Origin of the sequence: Pseudomonas sp. CFBP 13602 (assembly GCF_014842725.1) — a bacterium.
Taxonomy (GTDB): Bacteria; Pseudomonadota; Gammaproteobacteria; order Pseudomonadales; family Pseudomonadaceae; genus Aquipseudomonas; species Aquipseudomonas baltica.
Genome location: NZ_JACYVT010000007.1, coordinates 117,136 through 140,759 on the forward strand (window position 1 = coordinate 117,136; position 23,624 = coordinate 140,759).

A 23,624-nucleotide genomic window follows, 5' to 3' on the forward strand; every position below is an offset into this window, starting at 1 on the left:
GAAGAGGTACCGGGCTATCGGCGCTGGCGCGAATATCTTGACTGCCGTCGGCGCTGTTAAGTCAGTTGTCCATGGCTCAGCAGCGGCGACCCCGCGGGCAAATGAACTTTCAATGCCTTGGGCATGGTGCTGAAGCGCAGGTTTTCACCCCGCAATGGCTCGCCATCGAGGTTGATGTCGAGGTTTTCCTTGCTGTTGATTTCAACCCACGGCAGCCGCGCACGCACGAACAGTGTTTCCAGTCCGCCGCCGCCGAGCAGGCTTTTCAAGGTGCCGACCACTTCGGTCGGTGCCGGCAGAATGCTGATCTCCAGCAGTCCGTCGTCGACCACGGCTTCGGGGCACAATTCGTGGCCACCACCGGCCTGGCGTCCATTGCCGATGCCCAGCGCCAGCAGATCGCCTTCCCAATGGAAGTCCGGGCCGCTGAGCGAGGCGGAGGCAGCGCGCAATTCGCTGAACCGCGACAGCCCGGTGAACAGGTAGGCGGCGCCACCGAGCACCTTCTTCAAGTCTTCGGAGGTATTGGCCGTGACCTGACTGCCGAAACCACCGGTTGCCATGTTGAGAAACACCTGCCCGCCCACTTCACCCAGATCGATGGCCTGAGGCTCGCGGGCAAGCAGCGCCAATGCGTGTTCGGGTTCGAGCGGAACGCCGGCGGCACGTGCGAAATCGTTGGCTGTGCCCAGGGGCATCAACGCCAAGCTGGCGTCGGTCTTGGCCAGCGCCATCGCTTCGGCTACATCGCGCAGGGTGCCGTCGCCACCGCCGGCGATGATCTGGGTGTAGCCGGCTTGCAGTGCCTCATCGACCAGACGCTGGGCGTCGCCGCCTTCCCAGGTCAGCCGCACGTCCAGCGCTTTGCCCTGCTCCCGGTAATGCTCCACCGCGCTGCGGACGTCTTCGTTGGAAGCTTGTTTGCCGTGCAATATCAGAATTGCCTTGCGCTCGCTCATGCTGCATGTCTCCGGTGGCCAGTAAGTGGAACTGTGCCTGATGTGACCACAGCCGCAGGAAAAAAAGCCCCGACGAAAAGTTTTTAACCATTCGTACATTTACCACTCGCCAACCGTTCTCGTTTAGGCTTTACTGCGAAGCAACTGGCCACTATCGAAGTCGCCGTTACCTCCCGATTCCTGCACGTCCAGCCCGTCTCCAGGCGGGCGGTAGCATTGTCGAATCGCCGAATCCTGCGCCCTGCCCTTCTTCATCGACCTTTTCATGCATCCAGCCCGGCTGGACGTGTGCGCTTGCCTTCGCAGGTGCCGTCCGCCACCTTCAACTCGAGGCTCGACCTATGACGACTCTGATTCCCTGCATCATCGCCGGCGGCTCCGGCACCCGCCTGTGGCCCGTATCGCGCGAAGCCATGCCCAAGCCGTTCATGCGCCTGCCGGACGGCGAAAGCCTGCTGCAGAAAACCTTCACCCGTGCCTCGCAATTGCCAGGCGTGGAGCGGGTGCTGACGGTGACCAACCGTGAGGTGTTCTTCCGCACGCTGGACGACTACCGCCAATTGAACGACCGCGATGCCCTGCTCGACTTCATTCTCGAACCTGCGGGCCGCAACACTGCGCCAGCCATCGCCAGCGCCGCCTTGCATGCCGCCAAACACTACGGCGCGTCGGCGCAGTTGCTGGTACTGCCGGCCGATCACCTCATCCGCGACATCGACGCTTTCCAGGCCGCGGTCAGCGCAGCACGCAAGAAAGCCGACGAGGGTTGGCTGGTGACGTTCGGGCTGGTGCCGCAAACGGCGGAAACCGGTTTCGGCTACATCGAGCGCGGCGCCGACCTGGGCGATGGCAGCTATCAAGTCGCGCACTTCCGGGAAAAGCCGGACCAGGCCACCGCCCAGGCCTACCTGGACAGCGGCGACTACCTGTGGAACGCCGGCATGTTCTGCATGCGCGTGGACGTGCTTCTGCGCGAACTGGAAAAGCACGCACCCGACGTGCTGCTGGCGGCCACCACCTGCCTGCAGGTCAGCCACAGCAAGCAGGGCAACCGCGAGCTGCAGGTCGAGCTGGACAGCAGCACCTTTGCCCTGGCGCCGGACATTTCCATCGACTACGCGCTGCTCGAACGCTCCGACAAGGTGGCGGTCATTCCGTGCCAGATGGGGTGGAGCGACATCGGTTCGTGGCAGGCGGTGCGCGAGCTGACTCCAGCCGACGCACAGGGCAACCAGTGCAACGGCGAAACCGTGCTGCATGACGTGAGCAACTGCTACATCGACTCGCCACGCCGCCTGGTCGGCGCCGTCGGCCTCGACAACCTGGTGGTGATCGATACGCCCGACGCACTGCTGATTGCCGACGGCAGCCGTACCCAGGACGTCAAGTTCCTTGCCCAGCAGCTCAAGCGCCAGGGTCACGATGCCTTCCGACTGCACCGCACGGTCACTCGGCCATGGGGCACGTACACCATCCTCGAGGAAGGCAAGCGCTTCAAGATCAAGCGCATCGTGGTCAAGCCCGGCGGCACCCTGTCGCTGCAGATGCACCACCACCGCAGCGAGCATTGGATCGTGGTCAGCGGCATGGCCCGAGTCACCAACGGTGACAACGAGTTTTTGCTCGACACCAACGAGTCGACCTTCATCAAGCAGGGCCACGTGCACCGCTTGGTCAACTCCGGGGTGATCGACCTGGTCATGATCGAAGTGCAGAGCGGTGAATACCTGGGCGAAGACGATATCGTGCGCTTCACCGACATCTACGGCCGCGCACCGGCGGCCGTCGAAGCGACCAAGAGCAACGCTTAAAAAAGCTCGCTGAACGGGATGAAGGCGACCAGTTCGCCTTCATTCAATGTGCAGCCTTCGCGTATTTCCACCAACCCATGGGCCCAGGCCGCGCTGAGCAGCACGCCGGAGCTCTGATTGGGGTAGATCACAGCCCGGCCCTGCTCGATACGCCCGCGCAGGTACTCGCGACGGGTACCGGCGCGCGGCCAGGCAAACCCGGCTGGCACCTGGAAGCTCAGCGGCGCAACGTCGCGAACACCCAGCCGACGCAGCAGGTAAGGCCGTGCCAGCAGGGTGAAAGTGACCAGTGTCGATGCCGGATTGCCCGGCAGGCCGATGACCGGTACGCTACGGAAGTGGCCGAACGTCAGTGGCTTGCCGGGTTTGATCGCCAGTTTCCAGAGGGCCAACTGCCCTTCCTCACGCAAGGCGATGCCGAGAAAATCGGCTTCGCCCACCGAGACGCCCCCCGTGGACAGAATCAGGTCCACATCACCCAGAGCCGCCAGGCGCTGGCGTGTCTGCTGCAGATCGTCGGGCAGAATCCCGGCATCCACCACCTCACAGCCCAAACCACTCAAGGCACTGCACAGCACCTGACGATTGCTGTTGTAGATCTGCCCTGGCCCCAGCGGCTGACCTGGCTCGACCAATTCATCTCCTGTGGACAGCACCGCCACCCGTGGCCGACGGACCACGTCGATGTGCGCATGCCCCATGGAGGCCAACAGGCCCAGTTCGATCGCACCCAAGCGGCTCCCAGCTTCGAGCAGGCGTTCGCCGATGCGGGTTTCCTGGCCCTGGGGACGGATATTCTGGCCGACCCTCAAGGGCTGGCCGAAGCTCACCCGCTGGTCGTCCACGATTTGCACGTTCTCCTGCATTTCCACGCAGTCGGCGCCTTCGGGCAGCGGCGCGCCGGTAAAGATGCGTGCGCACGTGCCGGGTTCCAGGGGCGCGGGCACGGCGCCCGCGAACACACGCTGGCTGACCCGCAACGGCTCGCCCTGCCAGTCTTCGCGGCGCAGCGCGTAACCGTCCATGGCACTGTTGGGCCAAGGCGGCAGGTCGAGCGTGGCGATCAGGTCAGTGGCCAGCACGCGACCGACGCCCTGGGCCAGGGCGACCCTTTCGCGCTCGCGCACAGGCGTGGCATCGGCCATGGCCAGCAGTTGCGCCAGTGCCTGTTCTACCGGAAGCAGCGGCTGCGCCGCCGGCAACTCAGCCACGGCTGACGCAGGGCTCGGCCTGCTTGAGGTGCACGACGAAATTGCACGGCCGGTGGCGCACGTCCAATTGCTCGGCGAGAATCCCATCCCAGCCGGTACGGCACGCATTGGTCGAACCGGGCAGGCAGCACACCAGGGTGCCGTTGGCGAGCCCGGCGAGCGCACGCGACTGCACGGTCGAGGTGCCGATGTCGGCGACGGAGATCTGCCGGAACAGCTCGCCGAAGCCATCGACTTGCTTGTCCAGCAGGCAGGCCACGGCTTCCGGCGTACTATCACGGCCGGTGAAGCCGGTGCCGCCGGTGATCAGCACCACCTGGCATTGGTCATCGGCGATCCACTGCGCCACCTGTGCGCGAATCTTGTACAGGTCGTCCTTGAGCAGCACGCGGGCATAAAGGCCGTGGCCCGCCGCGCTCAAGCGATCGACGAACAATTGGCCAGAGGTATCGGTTTCCACGCTGCGGGTGTCGCTGACAGTCAACACCGCAATATTGAGCGGCACAAAGGGTACATCTGCCTTGGCTTTCATTGGCTGGGTCCGGTTGTTTGGCGGGATGGACGGTGTTATATCACAGCCCCACAGCCACTGTCCGAGGCCCCGAATGAACCCTGCCGACACCTTGCCCCCCTGCTCTGTCCTGCTGCTGGCAGGCGGCCGCGGACAACGCATGGGCGGCCGCGACAAGGGCCTGATCGACTGGCATGGCCGGCCCTTGATCGAGCACCTGCAGCAACGCGTGCGACCCCTGACCGATGACCTGATCATTTCGTGCAACCGCAATCATCCGCGATACGCAGCCTTCGCCGACCGCTTGGTGCACGACGACAGCAGCGACTTTCCCGGACCGCTGGCGGGCATTCTGGCCGGCCTGGGCGCCGCTCGACACCCGCTGCTGCTGGTATTGCCCTGCGATGTGCCGGGCGTGGACGAGGCCCTGCTCGACGCCATGCGCCATGCGCAGCAAACTCATCCAACCCAACCGCTGATGGTGCGTCAAGGTGAGTTCTGGGAACCGTTGCTGTGCATCGTTGGCAAGGTGCATCAACCGCTCGTGCGACAAGCCTGGGATGCCGGCGAACGGAGCCCGCGCAAGGTCTTGCTGGCACTCGGCGCCCAGCCGCTGCAATGTGCCGAGAACGATCCGCGCCTGGCCAATCTCAATACGCCTCAACTGCTGGGTCGCTGAGCGGGTCGGCAAACGCTAGACTGCACCGGTCGGACCAACGGAACTTTGCTGGCGCAACCAGCGTCTCATTCCCGTATACGCCAGCACCCTTTTTTGTTTTGTGGAGAAACACAATGACTCACCGGATCCTTCCCGCCTTCATGCTCGCGCTGGGCCTGGCATCGCTTGCCGGTTGCGCATCGCCTACCGTGATCACCCTGAACGACGGTCGTGAAATCCAGGCAGTGGACACGCCCTCCTACGACGAAGACGCCGGTTTCTACGAATTCGAGCAGCTGGACGGCAAGACTACCCGTGTCAACAAAGACCAGGTACGTACCGTCAAGGAACTCTGATCAAACAGAGTTCCAATGTTGCAAGACAAAGCCCGCCTCATGGCGGGCTTTGTCGTTTTAGAAGGTCAGCTTCAGCTGGGTCTCGAAGCTGCGCAAACGACCGTCGATCGGGTCGTGGAATTGCAGCGAGCGTGCCAGCAATTTCAACGGCCGGGCATAGTCGTCCACCTCGGTATTGCTGAGCTGCGGGTAGAACGGATCGTTGCAGATGCTGGCGCCCAGCGCGGTCATGTGGACGCGCAACTGGTGAGTCTTGCCGGTGACCGGGTTGAGCACGTAGCGCCACACGTGTTCGCCTTTCTCGGCGACTTCCAGGCGGGTTTCACTGTTGCTCGTCCCCGGCGCTTCACGCATGCGGAAAAACGGTTCGCCATGCTCCAGGCGGCTGCGATGTACCAACGGAAAGACCAGCTCAGGCAGTGCGGGCGCGATGGCCTCGTAGCGCTTTTCGATCTGTCGAGTGGGAAACAGCTGCTGATAGGCACTGCGTGTCTGCGGATTGGCCGAGAACAGCACCAGACCTGCCGTATGCCGGTCAATGCGGTGCAGCGGCACCAGGTGCGGGTTGTCGAGACGGCGGATGAGCCGCCGCAGCAAAGTGTGTTCGACGTACTCGCCGGTCGGGGTCACCGGCAGGAAGTGAGGCTTGTCGGCCACCACCAGATGCTCGTCGACGTGCAACACCTGCTCCTGTGCAGCGATCGGCCGTTCGTTCGGCACTTCGCGAAAGTAGTGTATGCGCAGGCCCTGGCGGTAGGCATGGGCAGGTCCGATGGGTACGCCGTCGGCGTCCAGCACCCGGTCCCTGGCCATGCGGCTCAGCCACTGAGCGCGATCGATGGCCGGAAAATGTTCGCACAGGCAATCCAGCACGGTTGCCCATTTGCCCGGTGGCAGGCACAGGGTGCTGGCCTGATGCGCAGCAGGGTCGAATTTGGGTACAGACATGCCTAGATCCACGATGGTTTCAGGCCGCGAGTATCGCCCACGGCGTTACGGCTGTCATCGCGCGTGGACAGCCTCGGCTGCCTCGGTGAATTCCTTGAGCCAGCGCAGCACCTCCACCGCTTCCCAGCGGGTTGGGTCGTACAAGGCGTACAGCAGGCCTTTGTAGCCGACCACATCCAGCGGTCGGTGATAGCCGGCACGCTGGAACAGCGCCTCGACCTCGGCAAAACAGGTGTTGAAGTGCAGCTTGCTGAACGGGGTCTTGCCTTCGGTAACCAGGCCGTCGAGACGCAGTTCCAGCACGGCTTCGCGAACTACGTCCGGGGCCATGCGGTTGACGCTGTACTTGAGTTGTTCGACGTTGAGCATGGGCGAGTGATTATCCATATACTGTATATTTATACAGCATAAGGCAGCCGTCCGAGACCCGTCAATTGCCCCGACATTTCGATAATGGGCTATACAAAGGATTATGCAGCGCAATGGCACTGAACCTTCGGGATCACCCTCACTCGAAATATCCAGACGCCACCCATATGGAGATCAACATGGCCACCCCGAGCACCAAAGCAGCCCAAGAAGTTCTCAAAGCCGATTTTCAGACCCTGGTCCGTGACACCGAGAAACTTCTCGAACACACCGCCAGCATCGCCGGCACCCAGGCCGAAGAACTGCGCGCGCAGATCAACGAGAGCCTGCTGAAGGCTCGCGAATCGCTGCAGCAGACCAAAGAAACCGCAGCCGAGCGCAGCCAGGAGGCCGTAGTCGCAGCCGAAGGCTACGTTCAGGAAAACCCATGGCAGTCCGTCGGCATCGCCGCAGGCGTAGGCTTCCTTCTGGGCCTGCTGGCCACAAGGCACTGATATGTCCCTCCTCGACTCGGATACCACAGATAACAGCACCGGCTCCACCTCTCGGCGCCTGGGTGCTGCCATGCTCGGCCTGCTTCGCAGTCATGTCGAACTGTTCGGCATCGAGTTGCAGGAGCAGAAATCTCGAACCGTCAGCCTGTTGCTGTTCGCAGGCCTGGCCCTGGTCTTCGCCTTGCTGGCACTGGTGGCGTTGTCCGGGCTCATTCTGATTCTGCTGTGGGACAACTACCGCATGGCCGGCATGGTCGGCCTGGCGGTGTTCTACGTACTGGCAGGTATTTTCTGCGCATTCCGCCTCAAGGCGGCTGTGTTCGATGAATCCTCGCCATTCAGTGGGACACTGGAAGAACTGGCCAATGACCGGGAGCGCCTGCTGCCATGAGCCGAAACGAACCTACCAGCGCCCAGTCACGGCGCGACATGCGCAAGTCGTTGATTCGCCTGCGCATGGAAATGCATCGCCAGGAGTTGCGGCACGAGTCGCGGCAACTGGTCAATCCGCTCAACCGCCTGCGCGGATTGGGTCAATCGGTGCAGACCGGCATGGGTATCAAGCATGCCTCGCTGTGGGGCATCGCAGGCGTCACCCTGATGGGTTTCCTGACCGGACGCGGGGCTGGTAACAGCGCTCGTGCGCCGGTCGTCGCGCCGGTGCGTGGTCCGGGCCGTCTTTCGCGGCTGGCCAAGGTCGGCACGTTGCTGTTGCCGGTGATCAAGCTGGCCATGCAGGGCTCTTCGCGCAGACGCTAGGCTTGACTGAAAGAGCAATCCGGGTGCGGTCGTAAACGTATCCGGGTTGCTTTTTTTTGCCTGACATTCCTGGCTGCACCTACCTGCTCAATATGTTCAAGGCCCGATGCCAGCCTTGCCAGCCAGCCCTCGCAGGCCGACACTGCAGGCTCGATCGGGTCCCGGAGGAATCGCCTTGGATTGGCACACACTGCTTACACGCGAACGCTTGGGCAAGCCCCTGCACAGCCCGGAAGAACTGGGCCGCAGCCCGTTCCACAAGGATCACGACCGCATCATCTTTTCCGGCGCCTTCCGCCGGCTGGGGCGCAAGACCCAGGTCCACCCGGTGTCGAGCAACGACCACATCCATACGCGCCTGACCCATTCGCTGGAAGTCAGTTGCGTGGGCCGCTCCCTGGGCATGCGCGTGGGCGAAACCCTGCGCGACCAGCTGCCGCAATGGTGCGAGCCCAGCGACCTGGGCATGGTCGTGCAGTCGGCCTGCCTGGCGCACGACATCGGCAATCCGCCCTTCGGGCATTCCGGTGAAGACGCCATTCGCCACTGGTTCCGCCAGGCAGCCGGGCGTGGCTGGCTCGACGCAATGAGCGAAGTGGAGCGGGACGACTTCCTCAATTTCGAAGGCAATGCCCAAGGCTTCAGGGTGCTCACCCAGCTCGAGTATCACCAGTTCGACGGGGGTACCCGGCTGACCTACGCAACTCTGGGCACCTACCTCAAGTACCCCTGGACGGCGCGCCACGCCGATGCATTGGGCTACAAGAAGCACAAGTTCGGTTGCTACCAGAGCGAACTGCCGCTGCTCGAACAGATCGCCGGCAAGCTGGGTCTGCCATTGCTCGAAGAGCAGCGCTGGGCCCGGCATCCGCTGGTGTACCTGATGGAGGCCGCAGACGACATCTGCTATGGCCTGATCGACCTGGAAGACGGCCTGGAAATGGAGCTGCTCGACTACGCCGAAGTCGAGGCACTGTTGCTCGACCTGGTAGGCGATGACATCCCGGACACCTATCGCCAGCTCGGCCCACTGGACTCGCGGCGGCGCAAGCTGGCGATCTTGCGCGGCAAGGCCATCGAGCACCTGACCAATGCTGCCGCGCGCGCGTTCGTCGAACAGCAGCAGGCGCTGCTGGCGGGCCAGCTGAGCGGCGATCTGGTCGAGCACATGCACGGTCCGGCCAAGCGCTGCGTGCTCGACGCCAAGGACATGGCGCGCAAGAAGATTTTCCAGGACAAGCGCAAGACCCTGCACGAGATCGGCGCCTACACCACCCTCGAAGTGCTGCTCAATGCGTTCTGCGGGGCGGCGCTGGAGCAGCACACCACAGGCCGTTTGTCGTTCAAGCACCAGCGCATTCTCGATCTGCTGGGGCACAACGCGCCGCAGCCGGACTGGCCGCTGCACAAGTCGTTCCTGCGCATGATCGATTTCATCGCAGGCATGACCGACAGTTATGCCGCAGAGATGGCTGGCGAAATGACCGGGCGCTCGAACTCGTTCTAGTCTGTAGCGTGGAAATAAACGAATACAAACGATAGTTGACTCTTTGGAATCAAACTATCTTTGTATTCCGTTACGTTTATATCTGTAGGAAGTTTCCTAGAATCACTCTTTCCCGAGTCTATTCGTATGCCCTTCGAAGCAACTGGGCTAAGGTGCGCGCTTTTACTGGATCGTTCAGGAGAGGCTGCATGCGTAATGTATTCATCATCGATGATCACCCTGTCATTCGGCTCGCCGTCAGAATGCTTCTGGAAAACGAAGGCTACTGCGTCGTAGGCGAAAGCGACAACGGGGTGGATGCAATGCAGATGGTGCGCGAGTGCCAGCCTGACTTGCTGATTCTCGATATCAGCATTCCCAAGCTCGACGGGCTCGAAGTACTGACCCGCTTCCATGGCATGAACGTCCCCTACAAGATCCTGGTACTGACCGCTCAGGCCCCGGCCCTGTTCGCCATACGCTGCATGCAGTCGGGCGCCGCCGGTTTCGTCTGCAAGCAGGAGGCCCTGAGCGAGTTGATCAGTGCCGTCCGCGCAGTGTTCTCTGGTTACAACTACTTTCCCAGCCAAGCGTTGATTCCGTCACGAGAAGATGAAGGCCAACTTCAGGAACTCGAACTGTTCAAGACCATCAACGACCGCGAGTTGATGGTCTTGCAGTTGTTTGCGCAGGGCCGCAGCAACAAGGAAATTGCCACAGGCATGTTTCTCAGCAACAAGACAGTCAGTACCTACAAGAAACGCCTGATGCAGAAACTTCAGGCGAACTCATTGGTTGAACTTATCGAAATGGCCAAGCGCAACGCGCTGGTGTGATTGCACACATGAACATCATCGACCCACTCAACGTCTTGACCGGCGGCAACAGCGTGCTCACGCGGCGACTGCTCGAGGAAGTACTGCGCAGTTGCACGGAGGATAGCCAGCGACTGCTTGCCATTGCCGACGACGACCACCAGGGCGTGGTGGAGATTGCTCACAAGATCAATGGCGCCGCTCGCATCGTCCAGGCGCACGCGGTCTATGAAGCGTGCCTGGCGCTGGAAGCAAGCCACCCATGGGACGATCTGCGTCCGGGACGTGAGGCCTTGCACCTGGCGTTGCTGGAATTGCAGACGCAGTTGCGCCTGGCACTGGCCGGGCTGGGCGAGTAGGTGCAGGGCAAGTCATTTGTCACTGAATCAGGCAGGCGCCTGGCTTAACTGGTAGACTGCGCCGCGATATTACCTAAGAGGATTGTTTCATGGCCACTAACCGCTCCCGTCGTCTGCGCAAAAAACTGTGCGTCGACGAATTCCAGGAATTGGGTTTCGAATTGAACCTGGACTTCAAGGAGGATTTGGCTGACGAGCAGATCGACGCATTCCTCGATGCGTTCCTGACCGAAGCAATGGACGCCAACGGCCTCGACTATGTTGGCGGCGACGACTTCGGTCTGGTTTGCCTGGCCAAGCGTGGTTCCGTCACCGAAGAGCACCGCGCTATCGTCGAAGCCTGGCTCAAGGGTCGCAGCGAACTGACCCGCGTCGAAGTCAGCCCGTTGCTGGACGCCTGGCACCCAGAGACGCCGATCAACTCGGCAGCTTGATGTACCACTGAAAAAGGCCATCTTCGGATGGCCTTTTTTGTGGGCGCGATTCGCTAACGGGGTACCGCTGCGGCGGCGTGGGCCCGCGCTACGCGCGATGCGCTCTGCCTGCCCAGTGCAAGCATGATCGACTGCCCTGCCTGCACGACCTGCGCCAGATCCACGCCGGTAGCGATGCCCAGCCCGTGCAGCAGGTAGAGGACGTCCTCGGTCGCGACGTTGCCGCTGGCGCCCGGCGCGTAGGGGCAACCGCCCAGCCCCGCCACCGAGCTGTCGAACACCTGCAGGCCTTCCAGCAGGCAGGCGTAGATGTTCGCCACGGCCTGGCCATACGTATCGTGAAAGTGTCCGGCCAGATGCGTTAGGGGCACGCGCTGTGCAACCACCTCAATCAGGTGTCGCGCAGCCCCAGGCGTACCGACGCCGAGGGTGTCGCCCAGGGAAATCTCGTAGCAGCCCATCTGCAGCATGGCGCTGGCCACGTCGCGCACCTGCACCGCAGCGATCTGGCCTTCGTACGGACACCCCAGCACGCATGACACGTAGCCACGCACCTTGATACCGCGCTGGGCGGCGGCCGCCAGAACCGGTTCGAAGCGCTGCAGGCTCTGTGCGATGGAGCAGTTGATGTTGCGCTGGGAGAAGGATTCAGACGCCGCGGCAAACACCGCCACCTCCGATGCACCAGCTTGAATGGCGGCCTCGAAGCCTTGCAGGTTCGGCGTCAGTGCCGCGTAGGTCACCCCCGGCGAACGCTGGATGGCGGAAAAGACCGCCGCGCTGTCGGCCATCTGCGGCACCCAGCGCGGCGACACGAAACTGCCGACCTCGACATGCTGCAAGCCCGCCGCGACCAGCGCGTCGACCAGCGCTACCTTGTCTTCGACGCGCACACGGCCCTGCTCGTTCTGCAACCCGTCACGGGGCCCGACCTCGACGATCCGCACCCGTTCAGGCAGCATGTTCGGCCTCCTGCAACTCGATCAACACCCTGCCTTCGCTGACCATCTCGCCCTCTTCGCAGCACAGCGCCTGAACCACGCCTGCGCGGTTGGCACGCACGGTGTGCTCCATCTTCATGGCCTCCAGCACCACCAAGCCATCGCCCAACGCCACCTGCTGGCCCGGACTGACCAACAGACGGACGATGCTGCCGTTCATGGGCGCAGCGAGCGAGTCGTCGGACGCATGAGCACCGGTGCCCGCCGCCAGGGAGTCAACCAGCGCGACTTCGTAGGGGTCGCCTTGCCACTGGAGGTAGACGACGTCGCCGCGGCGGCCGATCAGCCGTGCTTCATCCGGGCCGGCGCAAGCGTTGCTCAAAGCCACCGTGCACAATCGGCTCTGGGCGCCACAGCGCAGGTCGAGCGTGGCTTGCGCAGGCATGAGTTGACGCCAACCGGTGGCAGCGCTCCAGGGTGAATGCGGGTCTTGTTCACAGGCAACAAGCGGGGCCGAACGCAGGAAGGCACGCGCGGCGCTGTGCCAGAACGCTTCGGTCAGCGCCGGTGGCGCAGGCAACAGCGCGTCGGCGTGGCGTTCGATGAAGCCGGTGTCGATTCGGGACGCGGCGAACGCAGGCGTGGCAAGGATGCGCTGCAGCAGGGCCAGGTTGCTCTTGATCCCGCCGACCGCCGTTTCGGCGAGCATCGCCAGCAGGCGCAGCCGGGCCTCTTCGCGATTTTCACCCCAGGCAATGAGCTTGGCGATCATCGGATCATAGAATGGCGAAATCACGTCGCCTTCGCGCACCGCGCTGTCCACTCGCCGACCGGGTCCGGCTGCCGGTTCCCGATACAGTGCCAATTGCCCACTGGCAGGCAGGAACCCGCCTGCTGGATCTTCGGCATACAGGCGCACCTCGATGGCGTGCCCGAACAGGGGAACCTGCGCCTGGGTCAGCGGCAGGGCTTCACCACGCGCGACGCGAATCTGCCAGGCCACCAGATCCAGCCCGGTGATCGCTTCGGTCACCGGATGCTCGACCTGCAGGCGGGTATTCATCTCCATGAAGTAGAAACGCCCTTCCCCATCCAGCAGGAACTCCACCGTGCCTGCGCCCACATAGCCAATCGCCTGGGCTGCGCGCACCGCGGCTTCGCCCATGGCCTGGCGCAGGGAGGCATCGAGCCCCGGTGCCGGTGCTTCCTCCAGTACTTTCTGATGCCGTCGCTGGATGGAGCAATCCCGCTCGTGCAGATAGAGGCAATGCCCCTGTGCGTCGGCAAAGACCTGGATCTCCACGTGCCGGGGTGCCACCAGGTATTTCTCGACCAGCATATGACCGTCGCCGAAGGCTGCCACGGCCTCTCGCCGCGCCGAGTCCAGGGCAGGTGCCAGTTCGGCGGCGCACTCGGCCACCTTCATGCCCTTGCCGCCACCTCCGGCAGCAGCCTTGAGCAACACCGGGTAGCCGATGCGCTGCGCCGCATCGGCGAAGGTCGACAGGTCCTGGGCCTGGCCGTGGTATCCCGGCACCAGCGGCACTCCGGCGCGCTCCATCAGGGCCTTGGCCGCCGACTTGCTGCCCATGGCTTCGATGGCCTCGGCGGGCGGGCCGATGAACAGGATGCCCTCAAGCGCCAGGCGCCGGGCGAAGGCGGCGTTTTCCGAAAGAAAGCCGTAGCCGGGATGGACCGCGTCGGCGCCACAGGCCAAGGCAGCGGCAACCACCTTGTCGATCTGCAGGTAGCTGTCGGCGGGTTTGCTGCCACCCAGGGGGATGGCCAGATCGGCCTCGTGCACATGGCGGGCATCGGCGTCGGCGTCGCTGTAGATGGCCACGCTGCGGATGCCCATGGCCCTGGCGGTGCGGATGATGCGGCAGGCGATCTCGCCACGGTTGGCGATCAGCAGCGTTGCCACGGTCTGCGGGAGTGGCTTCATGGGGTTACCTCTGCCCAGGCGGGCGCGCGTTTATCGAAGAAGGCCTGCATGCCTTCCTGGCCCTCGGCGCCAGTGCGCAGCCGGGCGATCAGGGCCTGCGCCTGGGCCTGGCGTGGCGCCGTGACCTGGCCATCGCCGATAGCCAGCAGCAGCGCCTTGCAGGCGCGCATCGCTTCGGGACCGTTACCCAGCAGACGCCGTTGCCACGCCTGTACCGCCCGTTCCAGCTCGGCGCGCGGATACACTTCGTCGAGCAGTCCCAGTTCGCGGGCCCGCACGGCATCGAAACGCTCGGCGCTGAGCGCATAGCGGCGCGCGGCGCGCGAGCCGATGGCCTGGACCACGTAGGGACTGATCACCGCCGGCGCCAGGCCCAGGCGCACTTCACTGAGACTGAACAGCGCGTCGTCGGCGCCAATGGCCATGTCACAGCAACTGACCAGGCCCATGGCCCCGGCGAACGCGGCGCCCTGCACCACCGCGACGGTGGGCAGCGGCAGCCGCTGCAGCTGCTCCATCAGCTCGCTCAGACGCGTGGCCTCGGCGAGGTTTTCCGCGTAGCTCAGCCGGGCACTGGCTTGCATCCAGGCCAGATCGGCACCGGCGCTGAAGTGTTGCCCATGGCCACGCAGGAACATGAAGCGCAACCCTGGCCGCTGGCTGATGTGGTCGAAAGCCTGGCGCAGCTCCTCCAGCATGAGCGCATTGAATGCGTTGTTCTTGTCCGGTCGATCGAGCCAGACGCTGGCCACGTGTTCGGCGCTGATGTGCAGCTGTATCGTGGAAAATTCGTGCATACCCTGATCCCCGATTCCTGATAAATGCATGGGCTACATGCGGAAGACGCCGAAGCGGGTTTCGACCAGCGGCGCGTTCAACGCCGCCGATAAACCCAGCGCCAGTACGGTTCGGGTTTGCGCAGGATCGATCACGCCGTCGTCCCACAGACGTGCCGAGGAATAGAACGCGTGGGCCTGTTGTTCGTACTGCGCCACCATGGGTTCGGCCAGTTGCCGGGCCTGTTCGTCGCTGAACGCCTGACCCTGGCGCTGGGCCTGCTCCTGCTTGACCTGGACCAGCACGCCGGCCGCCTGCTGGGCGCCCATCACGCCGATCTTGGCGTTCGGCCACATCCACAGGAAGCGCGGATCGTAGGCGCGCCCGCACATCCCGTAATTGCCCGCGCCGTAGCTGGCACCAATGATCACGGTGAACTTGGGCACCTTGGCGCAGGCCACCGCCGTGACCAGCTTGGCGCCGTGCTTGGCGATACCGCCGGCCTCGTATTTCTGGCCGACCATGAAGCCGGTGATGTTCTGCAGGAACACCAGGGGTATTCCACTCTGGCACGCCAACTCGATGAAGTGCGCGCCCTTCTGCGCGGCTTCGGCGAACAGCACGCCGTTGTTTGCCAGGAGGGCCACCGGGTAGCCATGGATATGGGCGAATCCACAGATCAGGGTCGGGCCGAACAGCGCCTTGAACTCGTCGAAGGCCGAGTCGTCGACGATGCGCGCGATGATTTCGTGGATCGGCAGTGGCTGCTTGGGATCAGTGGGGACCAGACCGTAGATCTCGTCTGCGGCATGGCGTGGCGGCCGCGGTTCGATACAGGCCAGCCAGCCCTGCTTGCGTCCGTTCAGATGGGCGACGCAGCGCCGGGCGATGGCCAGTGCGTGCTGGTCGTTTTCGGCGTAGTGATCCGCCACCCCCGACTGCCGGCAATGCAGGTCGGCACCGCCGAGGGCCTGCGCGCTGACCACCTCGCCGGTGGCGGCCTTGACCAGCGGCGGGCCGGCCAGAAAGATGGTCGCCTGATCGCGAACCATGATGGTCTCGTCACTCATGGCCGGCACATAGGCGCCCCCGGCCGTGCACGAGCCCAGCACCACGGCGATCTGGGCGATGCCCTGGGCGCTCATGTTGGCCTGGTTGAAGAAGATCCGCCCGAAGTGCTCGCGGTCTGGAAACACTTCGTCCTGACGCGGCAGGTTGGCGCCCCCGGAGTCGACCAGGTACAAACAGGGCAGGCGGTTATGCTGGGCGATTTCCTGGGCGCGCAAATGCTTCTTCACGGTCAGCGGGTAATAGCTGCCGCCTTTGACCGTGGCATCGTTGGCGATGATCATGCACTCGACGCCGGACACCCGTCCGATACCGGTGATCAAACCGGCAGCGGCGACCTGTTCGGGATACACCTCATGGGCGGCCAGCAGGCCCACTTCGAGGAAGGCCGAGCCTGGGTCGAGCAGCACGTCGATACGCTGCCGCGGCAGCAGCTTGCCGCGCGCGACATGCCGCGCCTGCGCCGCTTCACCACCGCCCTGGTGAATCTGCGCCGCGCACTGCTGCAGCGTTTCGAGCTGCCGCAGCATGGCTTCACGATTGGCGGCGAAGTCGGCGGAACGGGTGTTGATCTGGGTGTGCAGAATGGCCATGGGCATTTCCTGTGCGAATACGGCACCAGAGGGACGCGTCAGCGGTTGCGGGCTCAGCGGGTCTGCTCGAACAGCTCGCGGCCGATCAGCATGCGACGGATCTCGCTGGTGCCTGCGCCGATCTCGTACAGCTTGGCGTCACGCCATAGCCGCCCGGCGGGAAATTCGTTGATGTAGCCATTGCCGCCGAGGATCTGGATGGCTTCACCGGCCAGCCAGGTGGCTTTTTCGGCGGCATACAGAATGACCCCGGCACAGTCCTTGCGCACCTGGCGCACGGGTGCCTGGCCCAGTGCATCGAGGTGCCGGCCCACGGCGTAGAGGTACGCCCGGCATGCCTGCTGGGTGGTGTACATGTCGGCCAGCTTGCCCTGGATGAGCTGGAACTCGCCGATGCTCTGGCCGAACTGCTGGCGATCGTGGACGTACGGCAACACCAGGTCCATGGCCGCCTGCATCAATCCCAGCGGGCCACCGCTGAGCACGGCGCGCTCGTAGTCCAGGCCACTCATCAGCACACCGACGCCCTGCCCCGTCTGGCCCAGCACGTTCTGCAGCGGCACTTCGACGTCCTGGAACACCAGCTCGCCGGTGTGCGAGCCGCGCATGCCCAGCTTGTCGAGTTTCTGCGCGACGCTGAAGCCAGGCGCGCCTTTCTCCAGGATGAACGCAGTGATGCCCTTGGCGCCGGCCGCCATGTCGGTCTTGGCGTAGACCACCAGCACGTCGCAGTCCGGGCCGTTGGTGATCCACATCTTGGTGCCGTTGAGCACGTAGCGGTCGCCCTTGAGGTCGGCGCGCAAGCGCATGGAAACCACGTCGGAACCAGCGTTGGGCTCGCTCATGGCGAGTGCACCGATGTGTTCGCCGCTGATCAGCTTCGGCAGGTAGCGGGCCTTCTGTTCGGCAGTGCCGTTGCGGTTGATCTGGTTGACGCAAAGGTTGGAATGGGCGGCGTAGGACAAACCGATGGCTCCGGAGCCGCGGGAGATTTCCTCCATGGCGACCATGTGCGCCAGGTAGCCCATGCCCGTCCCGCCCCACTCTTCGGCCACGGTCAGGCCCAGCAGGCCCATGTCGCCGAACTTGCGCCACAGGTCGGCAGGAAACTGGTCGCTGCGATCGGCCTCGGCGGCACGCGGGGTGATCTCGCGCGCCACGAAGGCGGCCACGGAATCGCGCAGCATGTCGATGTCTTCGCCAAGGAAGAAATCCAGTCCCGGTACTGAAATCATGTTCGCCACCCACTTGTTGTTTTTTTTGGGGAGAAAGCTGTTGAGCACAATCATCTTGCAGGAAACGTTACAGGGGGCACTGCGCACCGCAGGCGCGCTCCGGTCAAGTCTGCAGCGCGGCGCGGCAGCGTTCTTCAGCGGTGTCGAGCTCCACCTGCATCTGTTCGATGTCCAGCATCTGCTGCTGCAACTGCGCCCGGCGCTCGGTGATCTTCTCCAGAAAACGGTCGAGCTGCTTGCGGTTACCCGAAGGGTCGTACATGTCGATGAGTTCTTTGCATTCGGCCAGGGAGAAACCGATGCGCTTGCCGCGCAGGATCAGTTTCATCGCCACTAGGTCGCGCGGCGCATAGATCCGCTCCTGGCCACGGCGCGTCGGCGTGACCATGCCCTGCTCTTCATAGAAACGCAGGGTCCTGGGCGTTACGTCCAACAACTGGGCTATGTCGGAAATGCTGTAGGTCGCGCTCACGTCGATCGACTTTCTGGTGCTTTACGTTAACGTAAACGTCAGCGAGAGGCCTGTCAATACACGCCGCTGTGCTATCGAGGGGCGGGAAGTCTCTCGACGCGATCCTGGGAGCGCGTCATCGGCAGCGGTCAGGCGAAAGCCGGCACACCGCTGTGGAAGCGAAATTCGGGGTCGGGCGTTTCGATCAGTTCGGCTTCGGCCACGCGGACCCTGTCGACGGTCTGGGCGATATCGGCGGCATCGCCGTATTGATGGGCCAGTTTCAGGTAGCCCTGGTAATGCCGCGCTTCGCTCATGAGCAGGCCGTTGTAGAAGGTGCCCAGCTCTTCGTCCAGATGCGGCACCAGAGCCGCGAAACGCTCGCAGCTGCGCGCTTCGATGAAAGCGCCAACCACCAGGGTGTCGACCAGCTTGACGGGCTCGTGGTTGCGCACCTGCTTGCGCAGCGACGAGGCATAGCGGCTCGCCGACAGGGGTTGCAACTCGACTCCGCGGCGCTTCATCAGGCGCAGGACCTGCTCGTGGTGCACCAGCTCCTCGCGCGCCAGGCGCGACATCATGTTGATCAGGTCGGCATGGGTGCAGTACTTGGCGATCAGGCTCAGGGCCGTGGAAGCTGCCTTGAATTCGCAGTTCTTGTGGTCGATCAGCAAGGTCTGCTGGTCGGCCAGCGCGGCCTGGACCCAGGCATTGGGCGTGGGGCAGCCGAGAAAGGCATGAATTTCAGACAGCATGGCCAGGCACCTGGAAAAAAGGGGGCGATTATACCCAGCTCGCCAGCAACTGGGTATGTGCGCCGCGCGACCGCCGCTGCGAGGCGATCAGTCGCTTTTCTTGCGGATCCAGTAGCGGTAGGTACCGCCCTCCTCGTCCTGCTGAACCAGCTCATGGCCCAGGAATACGCAGAACTTGGGGATGTCGCGACGGGTCGAGGGGTCGGTGGCAATGACTTTCAGCAGGCCGCCTGCAGGCAGGTCGCGCACATGCTGGTGCAGCATCATCACCGGTTCCGGACAGCTCAGGCCGGTGGCATCCAGAGTACGGTCGGCAGGCAAGGTTTGAGTCATGAAAAGCTCCAGGTCAAGCGGGCATTCAGGCGCACGTTCGAAACCAATAGTGTAGCGCCAGCGCGCGGTCCGAGCGCAGCGTGCGACCTCAGGCCGCAGCGCTCGGATCGATCAGCGCCGGCCGCCGTCGAGTCGACGCAGGTGGCAGGTGACTTCCTCGCGGTCATGGTACAGCTGCTTGCAGCCGATCTGCACCTTGATGCCGCGCGCCTTGAAACCTTCTTCGATGCGCTCGAGCAAGCGCTGGACTTCGGCATAGCGCTGCTTCATCGGCAGCTTCAGATTGACCACTGCTTCGCGGCAGAGGTTCTCGCCCAGCCAGGTTTCCAGCAAGGCGGCGTTGCGCGCCGGCTTCTCGACGATGTCGCAGACCATCCAGTCCACCGTCTGCTTGGGCCGATAGGTGAACCCGTCGGCCATCAGATGGGTAACCAATCCGGTGTCCATCAGGCTCTGCGCCATCGGCCCGTTGTCGATAGCGGTAACCAGCATGCCGCGGCGTACCAGCTGGTAGGTCCAGCCACCGGGTGCGGCGCCCAGGTCGACACCGGTCATGTCGCCGTGCAGGCGTTCGTCCCATTGCTCGCGGGGAATGAAGTGATGCCATGCCTCTTCGAGTTTCAGGGTCGAACGGCTGGGCGCCTCGCGGGGGAACTTGAGCCGCGGGATGCCCATGGGCCACATGGCGAAATTACCCGCGTCGGCCATGCCCAGGAAGACTTCGCGACCACTCTTGAACGTCAGCAGCAAGCGCGGCAAGGCAGGATCGTCCACCAGCCTGCCAGCACCCAGCAGGGCCTTGCGCAGCGGTGCTTCGAACTTCTTGCAGAAATTCGACAGCTCCTTGCCATCGTTGGTGTCGAGCACTTCCAGCCACAGGCTGCCACACACTGGATAGGCCGCCAGGTGGTCGAGCAGCACGCTGATGCGGTCGGTTTCGGGCAACTGCACGAAATCGCCCCTGGCCCACTGCCGTGGAAATATCAAGTCACTAAAACGCAACTCGCGCATCAACCGCGCCGGACCGGCCGGTTCGTGGCAGATGAATTCGGCGCAGGCGGTCAGCGGCTTCGCCTTGGCATACCCAGCAACCCCCAGCCGTGCGGCGTGTTCGGCGATCTCCGAGCAGACCTCGCCTTCGAAGCCGGGGCGGCAATGCATAAACAGCGTATTCATAAAGGGACTTTCACCGCCGGGGTGCTCAAATCGGCGCATGATAAAGGAAATCGGAACCCTGGGCATGCACTGGAAGTCCCTGACTGAAAGAACCTGTTTATCCAGCCCGTGCCGTGCGGGCCTGAAAAGGAGCTGATCCATGTCCTCCCTCGATAGCCTGAAAAGCCTGAAGACGCTCGACGTCGCGGGCACGTCCTATCACTACTTCAGCTTGCCCGATGCCGCCAACAGCCTGGGTGACCTGCAGAAACTGCCGATGTCGCTCAAGGTCCTGCTGGAAAACCTGCTGCGCTGGGAAGACGGCAAGACCGTGACCGGTGCCGATCTGCAGGCCCTGGCCGATTGGCTGCACGAGCGCCGTTCCGATCGCGAGATTCAATACCGCCCGGCACGGGTGCTGATGCAGGATTTCACCGGGGTACCGGCGGTGGTCGACCTCGCCGCCATGCGCGCGGCCGTGGCCAAGGCCGGCGGTGACCCGCAGCGAATCAATCCGTTGTCGCCGGTGGACCTGGTGATCGACCATTCGGTAATGGTCGACCGTTATGCCACCGGGCAGGCATTCGAGGAAAACGTCGACATCGAGATGGAGCGCAATGGCGAGCGCTATGCGTTCCTGCGCTGGGGTCAGAGCGCGTTCGACAACTTCAGCGTGGTCCCGCCGGGCACCGGTATCTGCCACCAGGTCAACCTCGAATACCTTGGCCGCACCGTCTGGACCAAGGAAGAAGACGGCCGCACCTACGCCTTTCCCGACACCCTGGTGGGTACCGACTCCCACACCACCATGATCAACGGCCTGGGGGTACTGGGCTGGGGCGTCGGCGGTATCGAAGCGGAAGCCGCCATGCTCGGCCAACCGGTGTCGATGCTGATTCCCGAGGTGATCGGCTTCAAGCTTACCGGCAAGCTCAAGGAAGGCATCACGGCCACCGACCTGGTGCTGACCGTGACGCAGATGCTGCGCAAGAAAGGCGTCGTGGGCAAGTTCGTCGAATTCTACGGTGATGGCCTGGCCGATCTGCCCCTGGCCGACCGCGCGACCATTGCCAACATGGCGCCGGAGTACGGTGCCACCTGCGGTTTCTTCCCGGTGGATGACGTGACCCTGGGTTACCTGCGCCTGTCCGGACGCCCGGAAGCCACCGTGCAATTGGTCGAAGCCTATTGCAAGGCGCAGGGCATGTGGCGCCTGCCCGGCCAGGAGCCTGTATTCAGCGATACCCTGGGGCTGGACATGGGTGAGGTCGAGGCCAGCCTGGCCGGGCCGAAGCGCCCGCAGGATCGCGTGGCATTGCCCAAGGTCAGCGCGGCGTTCGACGATTTCATCGGCCTGCAGCTCAAGCCGACCAGCAAGGAAGAAGGCCGCCTGGAAAGCGAGGGCGGCGGTGGCGTGGCGGTGGGCAACGCCGACCAGACCGAGGGCACGCCGTATACCTGGCGCGGCCAGACGCACAATCTGCAGCACGGCGCAGTGGTCATTGCGGCCATCACCTCGTGCACCAACACCTCCAACCCCAGCGTGATGATGGCCGCCGGCCTGGTGGCAAAGAAGGCGGTCGAGAAAGGCCTGACCACCAAGCCGTGGGTCAAGACTTCCCTGGCCCCCGGCTCCAAAGTGGTGACCGACTACTATCGGGCTGCGGGCCTGACCCAGTATCTGGACACGCTGGGCTTCGCCCTGGTCGGTTATGGCTGCACCACCTGCATCGGCAACTCCGGGCCGCTGGACGAGCCTATCGAGCAAGCCATCCAGAGCGCGGACCTGACCGTGGCTTCGGTGCTCTCGGGCAACCGCAACTTCGAGGGCCGGGTGCACCCGCTGGTGAAGACCAACTGGTTGGCCTCACCACCACTGGTAGTCGCCTACGCCCTGGCCGGCAGTGTGCGTACCGACATCAGCAGTGAACCCTTGGGCACCGGCAGTGACGGCCAGCCGGTCTATCTGCGCGACATCTGGCCCACCCAGCAGGAGATTGCCGACGCAGTGGCCAAGGTCGACACCGCGATGTTCCACAAGGAGTACGCCGAGGTGTTCGCCGGCGATCCGCAATGGCAGGCAATCGAAGTGTCGCAGGCGCCTACCTACGTCTGGCAGGCCGATTCGACCTACATCCAGCACCCACCGTTTTTCGAGGATATCGCCGGTCCCGCACCCGTGATCGCCGACGTGCAGGGCGCAAGCATTCTGGCCTTGCTGGGGGATTCGGTCACCACTGACCACATCTCCCCTGCGGGCAACATCAAGGCTGACAGTCCGGCGGGCCGTTATCTGCGCGACAAGGGCGTGGAACCGCGTGATTTCAACTCCTATGGATCGCGCCGGGGCAACCACGAAGTGATGATGCGCGGGACCTTTGCCAACATCCGTATCCGCAACGAAATGCTCGGGGGTGAAGAAGGCGGCAACACCTTGTTCATTCCTACGGGCGAGAAGCTGCCGATCTACGATGCGGCCATGCGCTACCAGCAGGCCGGCACACCGCTGGTGATCATTGCCGGCCAGGAGTATGGCACCGGTTCGAGCCGCGACTGGGCTGCCAAGGGGACCAATCTACTGGGCGTCAAGGCCGTGGTGGCGGAGAGTTTCGAACGCATTCACCGCTCCAATCTGGTCGGCATGGGCGTACTGCCACTGCAGTTCACCAACGGCCAGAGCCGCAAGAGCCTTGCCCTGACCGGGCGCGAGACGCTGGACATCGTCGGTTTGAGTGGTACCCGGCTGCAGCCGCACATGCGCCTGGACCTGCGCATCCGCCGTGAGAACGGCCAGCAGGAAACCGTCGAACTGCTGTGCCGGATCGACACGCTCAACGAAGTAGAGTATTTCCGTTCCGGCGGTATCCTGCACTACGTCTTGCGCCAGTTGATTGGTAACCCTGTGGTGTAAGGCACCTGTAGGAGCGGTCAGCGGCCGCGAAAAGGACACCGCGGGCGGTCTGATGGACCGCGGTGTCTGGTTCGCGGCCGCGGACCGCTCCTACGGGGGATCGAAGGGATTGCTCCCGTTGACCGGCGGGTATCAACCACAACGGGGCCTGCAGCGCTTTCTGAAACATTAGGTTTCAAATGATTGCACCCGTAATTCATTTGGTTCTTGTTCTCATTCTTGTTTATCCAGTGCAATAGCCGCCATCCAAATCCGTGGCCACCTGTTCGCTGGATCCGGAACCTGCCCCT

The 23,624-nt window shown here is 63.5% G+C and carries 25 protein-coding genes; 11 read left to right on the forward strand and 14 right to left on the reverse strand.

Annotated features, from left to right (window positions below):
• Positions 1-56: 56 nt before the first annotated feature.
• Positions 57-959, reverse strand: coding sequence for a lipid kinase YegS (gene yegS / locus IFU31_RS15685; protein WP_192103635.1), 903 nt, complete (start codon positions 957-959; stop codon positions 57-59).
• Positions 960-1,300: 341 nt separating this feature from the next.
• Here yegS and IFU31_RS15690 point away from each other — a divergent pair, with 341 nt between their 5' ends.
• Positions 1,301-2,770 carry a mannose-1-phosphate guanylyltransferase/mannose-6-phosphate isomerase gene (locus IFU31_RS15690; RefSeq protein WP_122478811.1) on the forward strand — a complete coding sequence of 490 codons (1,470 nt, stop codon included), beginning with the start codon at positions 1,301-1,303 and terminating at the stop codon, positions 2,768-2,770.
• On the opposite strand, the gene IFU31_RS15695 is transcribed toward IFU31_RS15690, so the two are convergent.
• Both IFU31_RS15695 and moaB read right to left on the reverse strand, forming a co-directional pair.
• Positions 2,767-3,981 (reverse strand): molybdopterin molybdotransferase MoeA, encoded by a 1,215-nt coding sequence (locus IFU31_RS15695; protein ID WP_342345289.1) that lies wholly within the window; start codon positions 3,979-3,981, stop codon positions 2,767-2,769. The two genes, IFU31_RS15690 and IFU31_RS15695, sit on opposite strands and share 4 nt — an antisense overlap.
• On the reverse strand, positions 3,974-4,513 hold the full coding sequence (gene moaB, locus IFU31_RS15700; protein WP_122478815.1) for a molybdenum cofactor biosynthesis protein B: 540 nt from the start codon (positions 4,511-4,513) through the stop codon (positions 3,974-3,976). Before moaB ends, IFU31_RS15695 begins: the two co-directional genes overlap by 8 nt.
• Positions 4,514-4,586: 73 nt before the next feature.
• On the opposite strand from moaB, the gene mobA reads away from it, so the two are divergent.
• Together mobA and IFU31_RS15710 are read left to right on the forward strand one after the other, a co-directional pair.
• Positions 4,587-5,171 (forward strand): molybdenum cofactor guanylyltransferase MobA, encoded by a 585-nt coding sequence (gene mobA / locus IFU31_RS15705; RefSeq protein WP_192103637.1) that lies wholly within the window; start codon positions 4,587-4,589, stop codon positions 5,169-5,171.
• A gap of 113 nt (positions 5,172-5,284) precedes the next feature.
• Positions 5,285-5,506, forward strand: a complete 222-nt coding sequence (locus tag IFU31_RS15710; protein ID WP_043188230.1) for a YgdI/YgdR family lipoprotein — start codon at positions 5,285-5,287, stop codon at positions 5,504-5,506.
• 57 nt (positions 5,507-5,563) lie between these two features.
• Here IFU31_RS15710 and IFU31_RS15715 read toward each other — a convergent pair whose 3' ends face one another.
• Positions 5,564-6,454, reverse strand: a complete 891-nt coding sequence (locus tag IFU31_RS15715; RefSeq protein ID WP_192103639.1) for a pseudouridine synthase — start codon at positions 6,452-6,454, stop codon at positions 5,564-5,566.
• A gap of 54 nt (positions 6,455-6,508) precedes the next feature.
• The gene (locus IFU31_RS15720; RefSeq protein ID WP_122478820.1) at positions 6,509-6,823 is read right to left on the reverse strand and encodes a transcriptional regulator; all 315 of its coding nucleotides are present in this window, start codon (positions 6,821-6,823) and stop codon (positions 6,509-6,511) included.
• Positions 6,824-7,002: 179 nt separating this feature from the next.
• On the opposite strand from IFU31_RS15720, the gene IFU31_RS15725 reads away from it, so the two are divergent.
• The 7 genes from IFU31_RS15725 (at position 7,003) to IFU31_RS15755 (ending at position 11,170) form a co-directional block, all read left to right on the forward strand.
• Positions 7,003-7,317: a DUF883 family protein gene (locus IFU31_RS15725; protein ID WP_122478822.1), complete on the forward strand. Its 315-nt coding sequence runs from the start codon at positions 7,003-7,005 to the stop codon at positions 7,315-7,317.
• A 1-nt stretch (position 7,318) separates the two neighbouring features.
• A complete protein-coding gene (locus IFU31_RS15730) occupies positions 7,319-7,708 on the forward strand; it encodes a phage holin family protein (RefSeq protein ID WP_049859111.1) in 390 nt (129 codons plus the stop codon).
• Positions 7,705-8,076, forward strand: a complete 372-nt coding sequence (locus IFU31_RS15735; RefSeq protein ID WP_185793716.1) for a hypothetical protein — start codon at positions 7,705-7,707, stop codon at positions 8,074-8,076. Before IFU31_RS15730 ends, IFU31_RS15735 begins: the two co-directional genes overlap by 4 nt.
• Before the next feature lie 175 nt (positions 8,077-8,251).
• Positions 8,252-9,583, forward strand: coding sequence for a deoxyguanosinetriphosphate triphosphohydrolase (locus IFU31_RS15740; RefSeq protein WP_122478826.1), 1,332 nt, complete (start codon positions 8,252-8,254; stop codon positions 9,581-9,583).
• A 188-nt stretch (positions 9,584-9,771) separates the two neighbouring features.
• Entirely contained in the window at positions 9,772-10,398 is a 627-nt protein-coding gene (locus IFU31_RS15745; protein ID WP_122478828.1) for a response regulator transcription factor, read from the forward strand.
• An 8-nt stretch (positions 10,399-10,406) separates the two neighbouring features.
• Positions 10,407-10,736, forward strand: coding sequence for an Hpt domain-containing protein (locus tag IFU31_RS15750; protein ID WP_192103640.1), 330 nt, complete (start codon positions 10,407-10,409; stop codon positions 10,734-10,736).
• An 89-nt stretch (positions 10,737-10,825) separates the two neighbouring features.
• Positions 10,826-11,170 (forward strand): YggL family protein, encoded by a 345-nt coding sequence (locus tag IFU31_RS15755; protein WP_192103643.1) that lies wholly within the window; start codon positions 10,826-10,828, stop codon positions 11,168-11,170.
• A 53-nt stretch (positions 11,171-11,223) separates the two neighbouring features.
• On the opposite strand, the gene IFU31_RS15760 is transcribed toward IFU31_RS15755, so the two are convergent.
• The 9 genes from IFU31_RS15760 to rlmM form a co-directional block, all read right to left on the reverse strand.
• The gene (locus IFU31_RS15760) at positions 11,224-12,132 is read right to left on the reverse strand and encodes a hydroxymethylglutaryl-CoA lyase (RefSeq protein ID WP_192103644.1); all 909 of its coding nucleotides are present in this window, start codon (positions 12,130-12,132) and stop codon (positions 11,224-11,226) included.
• The gene (locus IFU31_RS15765; protein ID WP_192103646.1) at positions 12,122-14,056 is read right to left on the reverse strand and encodes an acetyl/propionyl/methylcrotonyl-CoA carboxylase subunit alpha; all 1,935 of its coding nucleotides are present in this window, start codon (positions 14,054-14,056) and stop codon (positions 12,122-12,124) included. Before IFU31_RS15765 ends, IFU31_RS15760 begins: the two co-directional genes overlap by 11 nt.
• Positions 14,053-14,853 carry an enoyl-CoA hydratase-related protein gene (locus IFU31_RS15770; RefSeq protein WP_185793721.1) on the reverse strand — a complete coding sequence of 267 codons (801 nt, stop codon included), beginning with the start codon at positions 14,851-14,853 and terminating at the stop codon, positions 14,053-14,055. The genes IFU31_RS15765 and IFU31_RS15770 overlap by 4 nt, the downstream gene beginning before the upstream one ends.
• Positions 14,854-14,886: 33 nt before the next feature.
• Positions 14,887-16,494 carry a carboxyl transferase domain-containing protein gene (locus IFU31_RS15775; protein WP_192103649.1) on the reverse strand — a complete coding sequence of 536 codons (1,608 nt, stop codon included), beginning with the start codon at positions 16,492-16,494 and terminating at the stop codon, positions 14,887-14,889.
• A gap of 53 nt (positions 16,495-16,547) precedes the next feature.
• Complete coding sequence (locus IFU31_RS15780) at positions 16,548-17,726, reverse strand: isovaleryl-CoA dehydrogenase (protein WP_264382838.1); 1,179 nt, start codon at positions 17,724-17,726, stop codon at positions 16,548-16,550.
• Positions 17,727-17,832: 106 nt separating this feature from the next.
• Positions 17,833-18,201 carry a MerR family transcriptional regulator gene (locus tag IFU31_RS15785; protein WP_122478842.1) on the reverse strand — a complete coding sequence of 123 codons (369 nt, stop codon included), beginning with the start codon at positions 18,199-18,201 and terminating at the stop codon, positions 17,833-17,835.
• A gap of 128 nt (positions 18,202-18,329) precedes the next feature.
• Entirely contained in the window at positions 18,330-18,935 is a 606-nt protein-coding gene (miaE, locus tag IFU31_RS15790) for a tRNA-(ms[2]io[6]A)-hydroxylase (protein ID WP_192103651.1), read from the reverse strand.
• A gap of 87 nt (positions 18,936-19,022) precedes the next feature.
• Positions 19,023-19,268, reverse strand: coding sequence for a sulfurtransferase TusA (gene tusA, locus IFU31_RS15795; protein WP_122712992.1), 246 nt, complete (start codon positions 19,266-19,268; stop codon positions 19,023-19,025).
• 111 nt (positions 19,269-19,379) lie between these two features.
• Positions 19,380-20,444, reverse strand: a complete 1,065-nt coding sequence (gene rlmM, locus IFU31_RS15800; protein ID WP_192103653.1) for a 23S rRNA (cytidine(2498)-2'-O)-methyltransferase RlmM — start codon at positions 20,442-20,444, stop codon at positions 19,380-19,382.
• A 139-nt stretch (positions 20,445-20,583) separates the two neighbouring features.
• Between rlmM and acnA the strand changes: the two genes are divergently transcribed.
• Positions 20,584-23,334: an aconitate hydratase AcnA gene (gene acnA, locus IFU31_RS15805; RefSeq protein WP_192103655.1), complete on the forward strand. Its 2,751-nt coding sequence runs from the start codon at positions 20,584-20,586 to the stop codon at positions 23,332-23,334.
• Positions 23,335-23,624 lie beyond the last annotated feature (290 nt).

Excerpts from the sequence above, each read along its gene's own strand:
- yegS (WP_192103635.1), bottom strand. The coding sequence starts at position 959 with ATGAGCGAGCGCAAGGCAATTCTGATATTGCACGGCAAACAAGCTTCC.
- IFU31_RS15690 (WP_122478811.1), top strand. The coding sequence starts at position 1,301 with ATGACGACTCTGATTCCCTGCATCATCGCCGGCGGCTCCGGCACCCGC.
- moaB (WP_122478815.1), bottom strand. The coding sequence starts at position 4,513 with ATGAAAGCCAAGGCAGATGTACCCTTTGTGCCGCTCAATATTGCGGTG.
- mobA (WP_192103637.1), top strand. The coding sequence starts at position 4,587 with ATGAACCCTGCCGACACCTTGCCCCCCTGCTCTGTCCTGCTGCTGGCA.
- IFU31_RS15710 (WP_043188230.1), top strand. The coding sequence starts at position 5,285 with ATGACTCACCGGATCCTTCCCGCCTTCATGCTCGCGCTGGGCCTGGCA.
- IFU31_RS15715 (WP_192103639.1), bottom strand. The coding sequence starts at position 6,454 with ATGTCTGTACCCAAATTCGACCCTGCTGCGCATCAGGCCAGCACCCTG.
- IFU31_RS15720 (WP_122478820.1), bottom strand. The coding sequence starts at position 6,823 with ATGCTCAACGTCGAACAACTCAAGTACAGCGTCAACCGCATGGCCCCG.
- IFU31_RS15725 (WP_122478822.1), top strand. The coding sequence starts at position 7,003 with ATGGCCACCCCGAGCACCAAAGCAGCCCAAGAAGTTCTCAAAGCCGAT.
- IFU31_RS15730 (WP_049859111.1), top strand. The coding sequence starts at position 7,319 with ATGTCCCTCCTCGACTCGGATACCACAGATAACAGCACCGGCTCCACC.
- IFU31_RS15735 (WP_185793716.1), top strand. The coding sequence starts at position 7,705 with ATGAGCCGAAACGAACCTACCAGCGCCCAGTCACGGCGCGACATGCGC.
- IFU31_RS15745 (WP_122478828.1), top strand. The coding sequence starts at position 9,772 with ATGCGTAATGTATTCATCATCGATGATCACCCTGTCATTCGGCTCGCC.
- IFU31_RS15750 (WP_192103640.1), top strand. The coding sequence starts at position 10,407 with ATGAACATCATCGACCCACTCAACGTCTTGACCGGCGGCAACAGCGTG.
- IFU31_RS15755 (WP_192103643.1), top strand. The coding sequence starts at position 10,826 with ATGGCCACTAACCGCTCCCGTCGTCTGCGCAAAAAACTGTGCGTCGAC.
- IFU31_RS15760 (WP_192103644.1), bottom strand. The coding sequence starts at position 12,132 with ATGCTGCCTGAACGGGTGCGGATCGTCGAGGTCGGGCCCCGTGACGGG.
- IFU31_RS15765 (WP_192103646.1), bottom strand. The coding sequence starts at position 14,056 with ATGAAGCCACTCCCGCAGACCGTGGCAACGCTGCTGATCGCCAACCGT.
- IFU31_RS15770 (WP_185793721.1), bottom strand. The coding sequence starts at position 14,853 with ATGCACGAATTTTCCACGATACAGCTGCACATCAGCGCCGAACACGTG.
- IFU31_RS15775 (WP_192103649.1), bottom strand. The coding sequence starts at position 16,494 with ATGGCCATTCTGCACACCCAGATCAACACCCGTTCCGCCGACTTCGCC.
- miaE (WP_192103651.1), bottom strand. The coding sequence starts at position 18,935 with ATGCTGTCTGAAATTCATGCCTTTCTCGGCTGCCCCACGCCCAATGCC.
- tusA (WP_122712992.1), bottom strand. The coding sequence starts at position 19,268 with ATGACTCAAACCTTGCCTGCCGACCGTACTCTGGATGCCACCGGCCTG.
- rlmM (WP_192103653.1), bottom strand. The coding sequence starts at position 20,444 with ATGAATACGCTGTTTATGCATTGCCGCCCCGGCTTCGAAGGCGAGGTC.
- acnA (WP_192103655.1), top strand. The coding sequence starts at position 20,584 with ATGTCCTCCCTCGATAGCCTGAAAAGCCTGAAGACGCTCGACGTCGCG.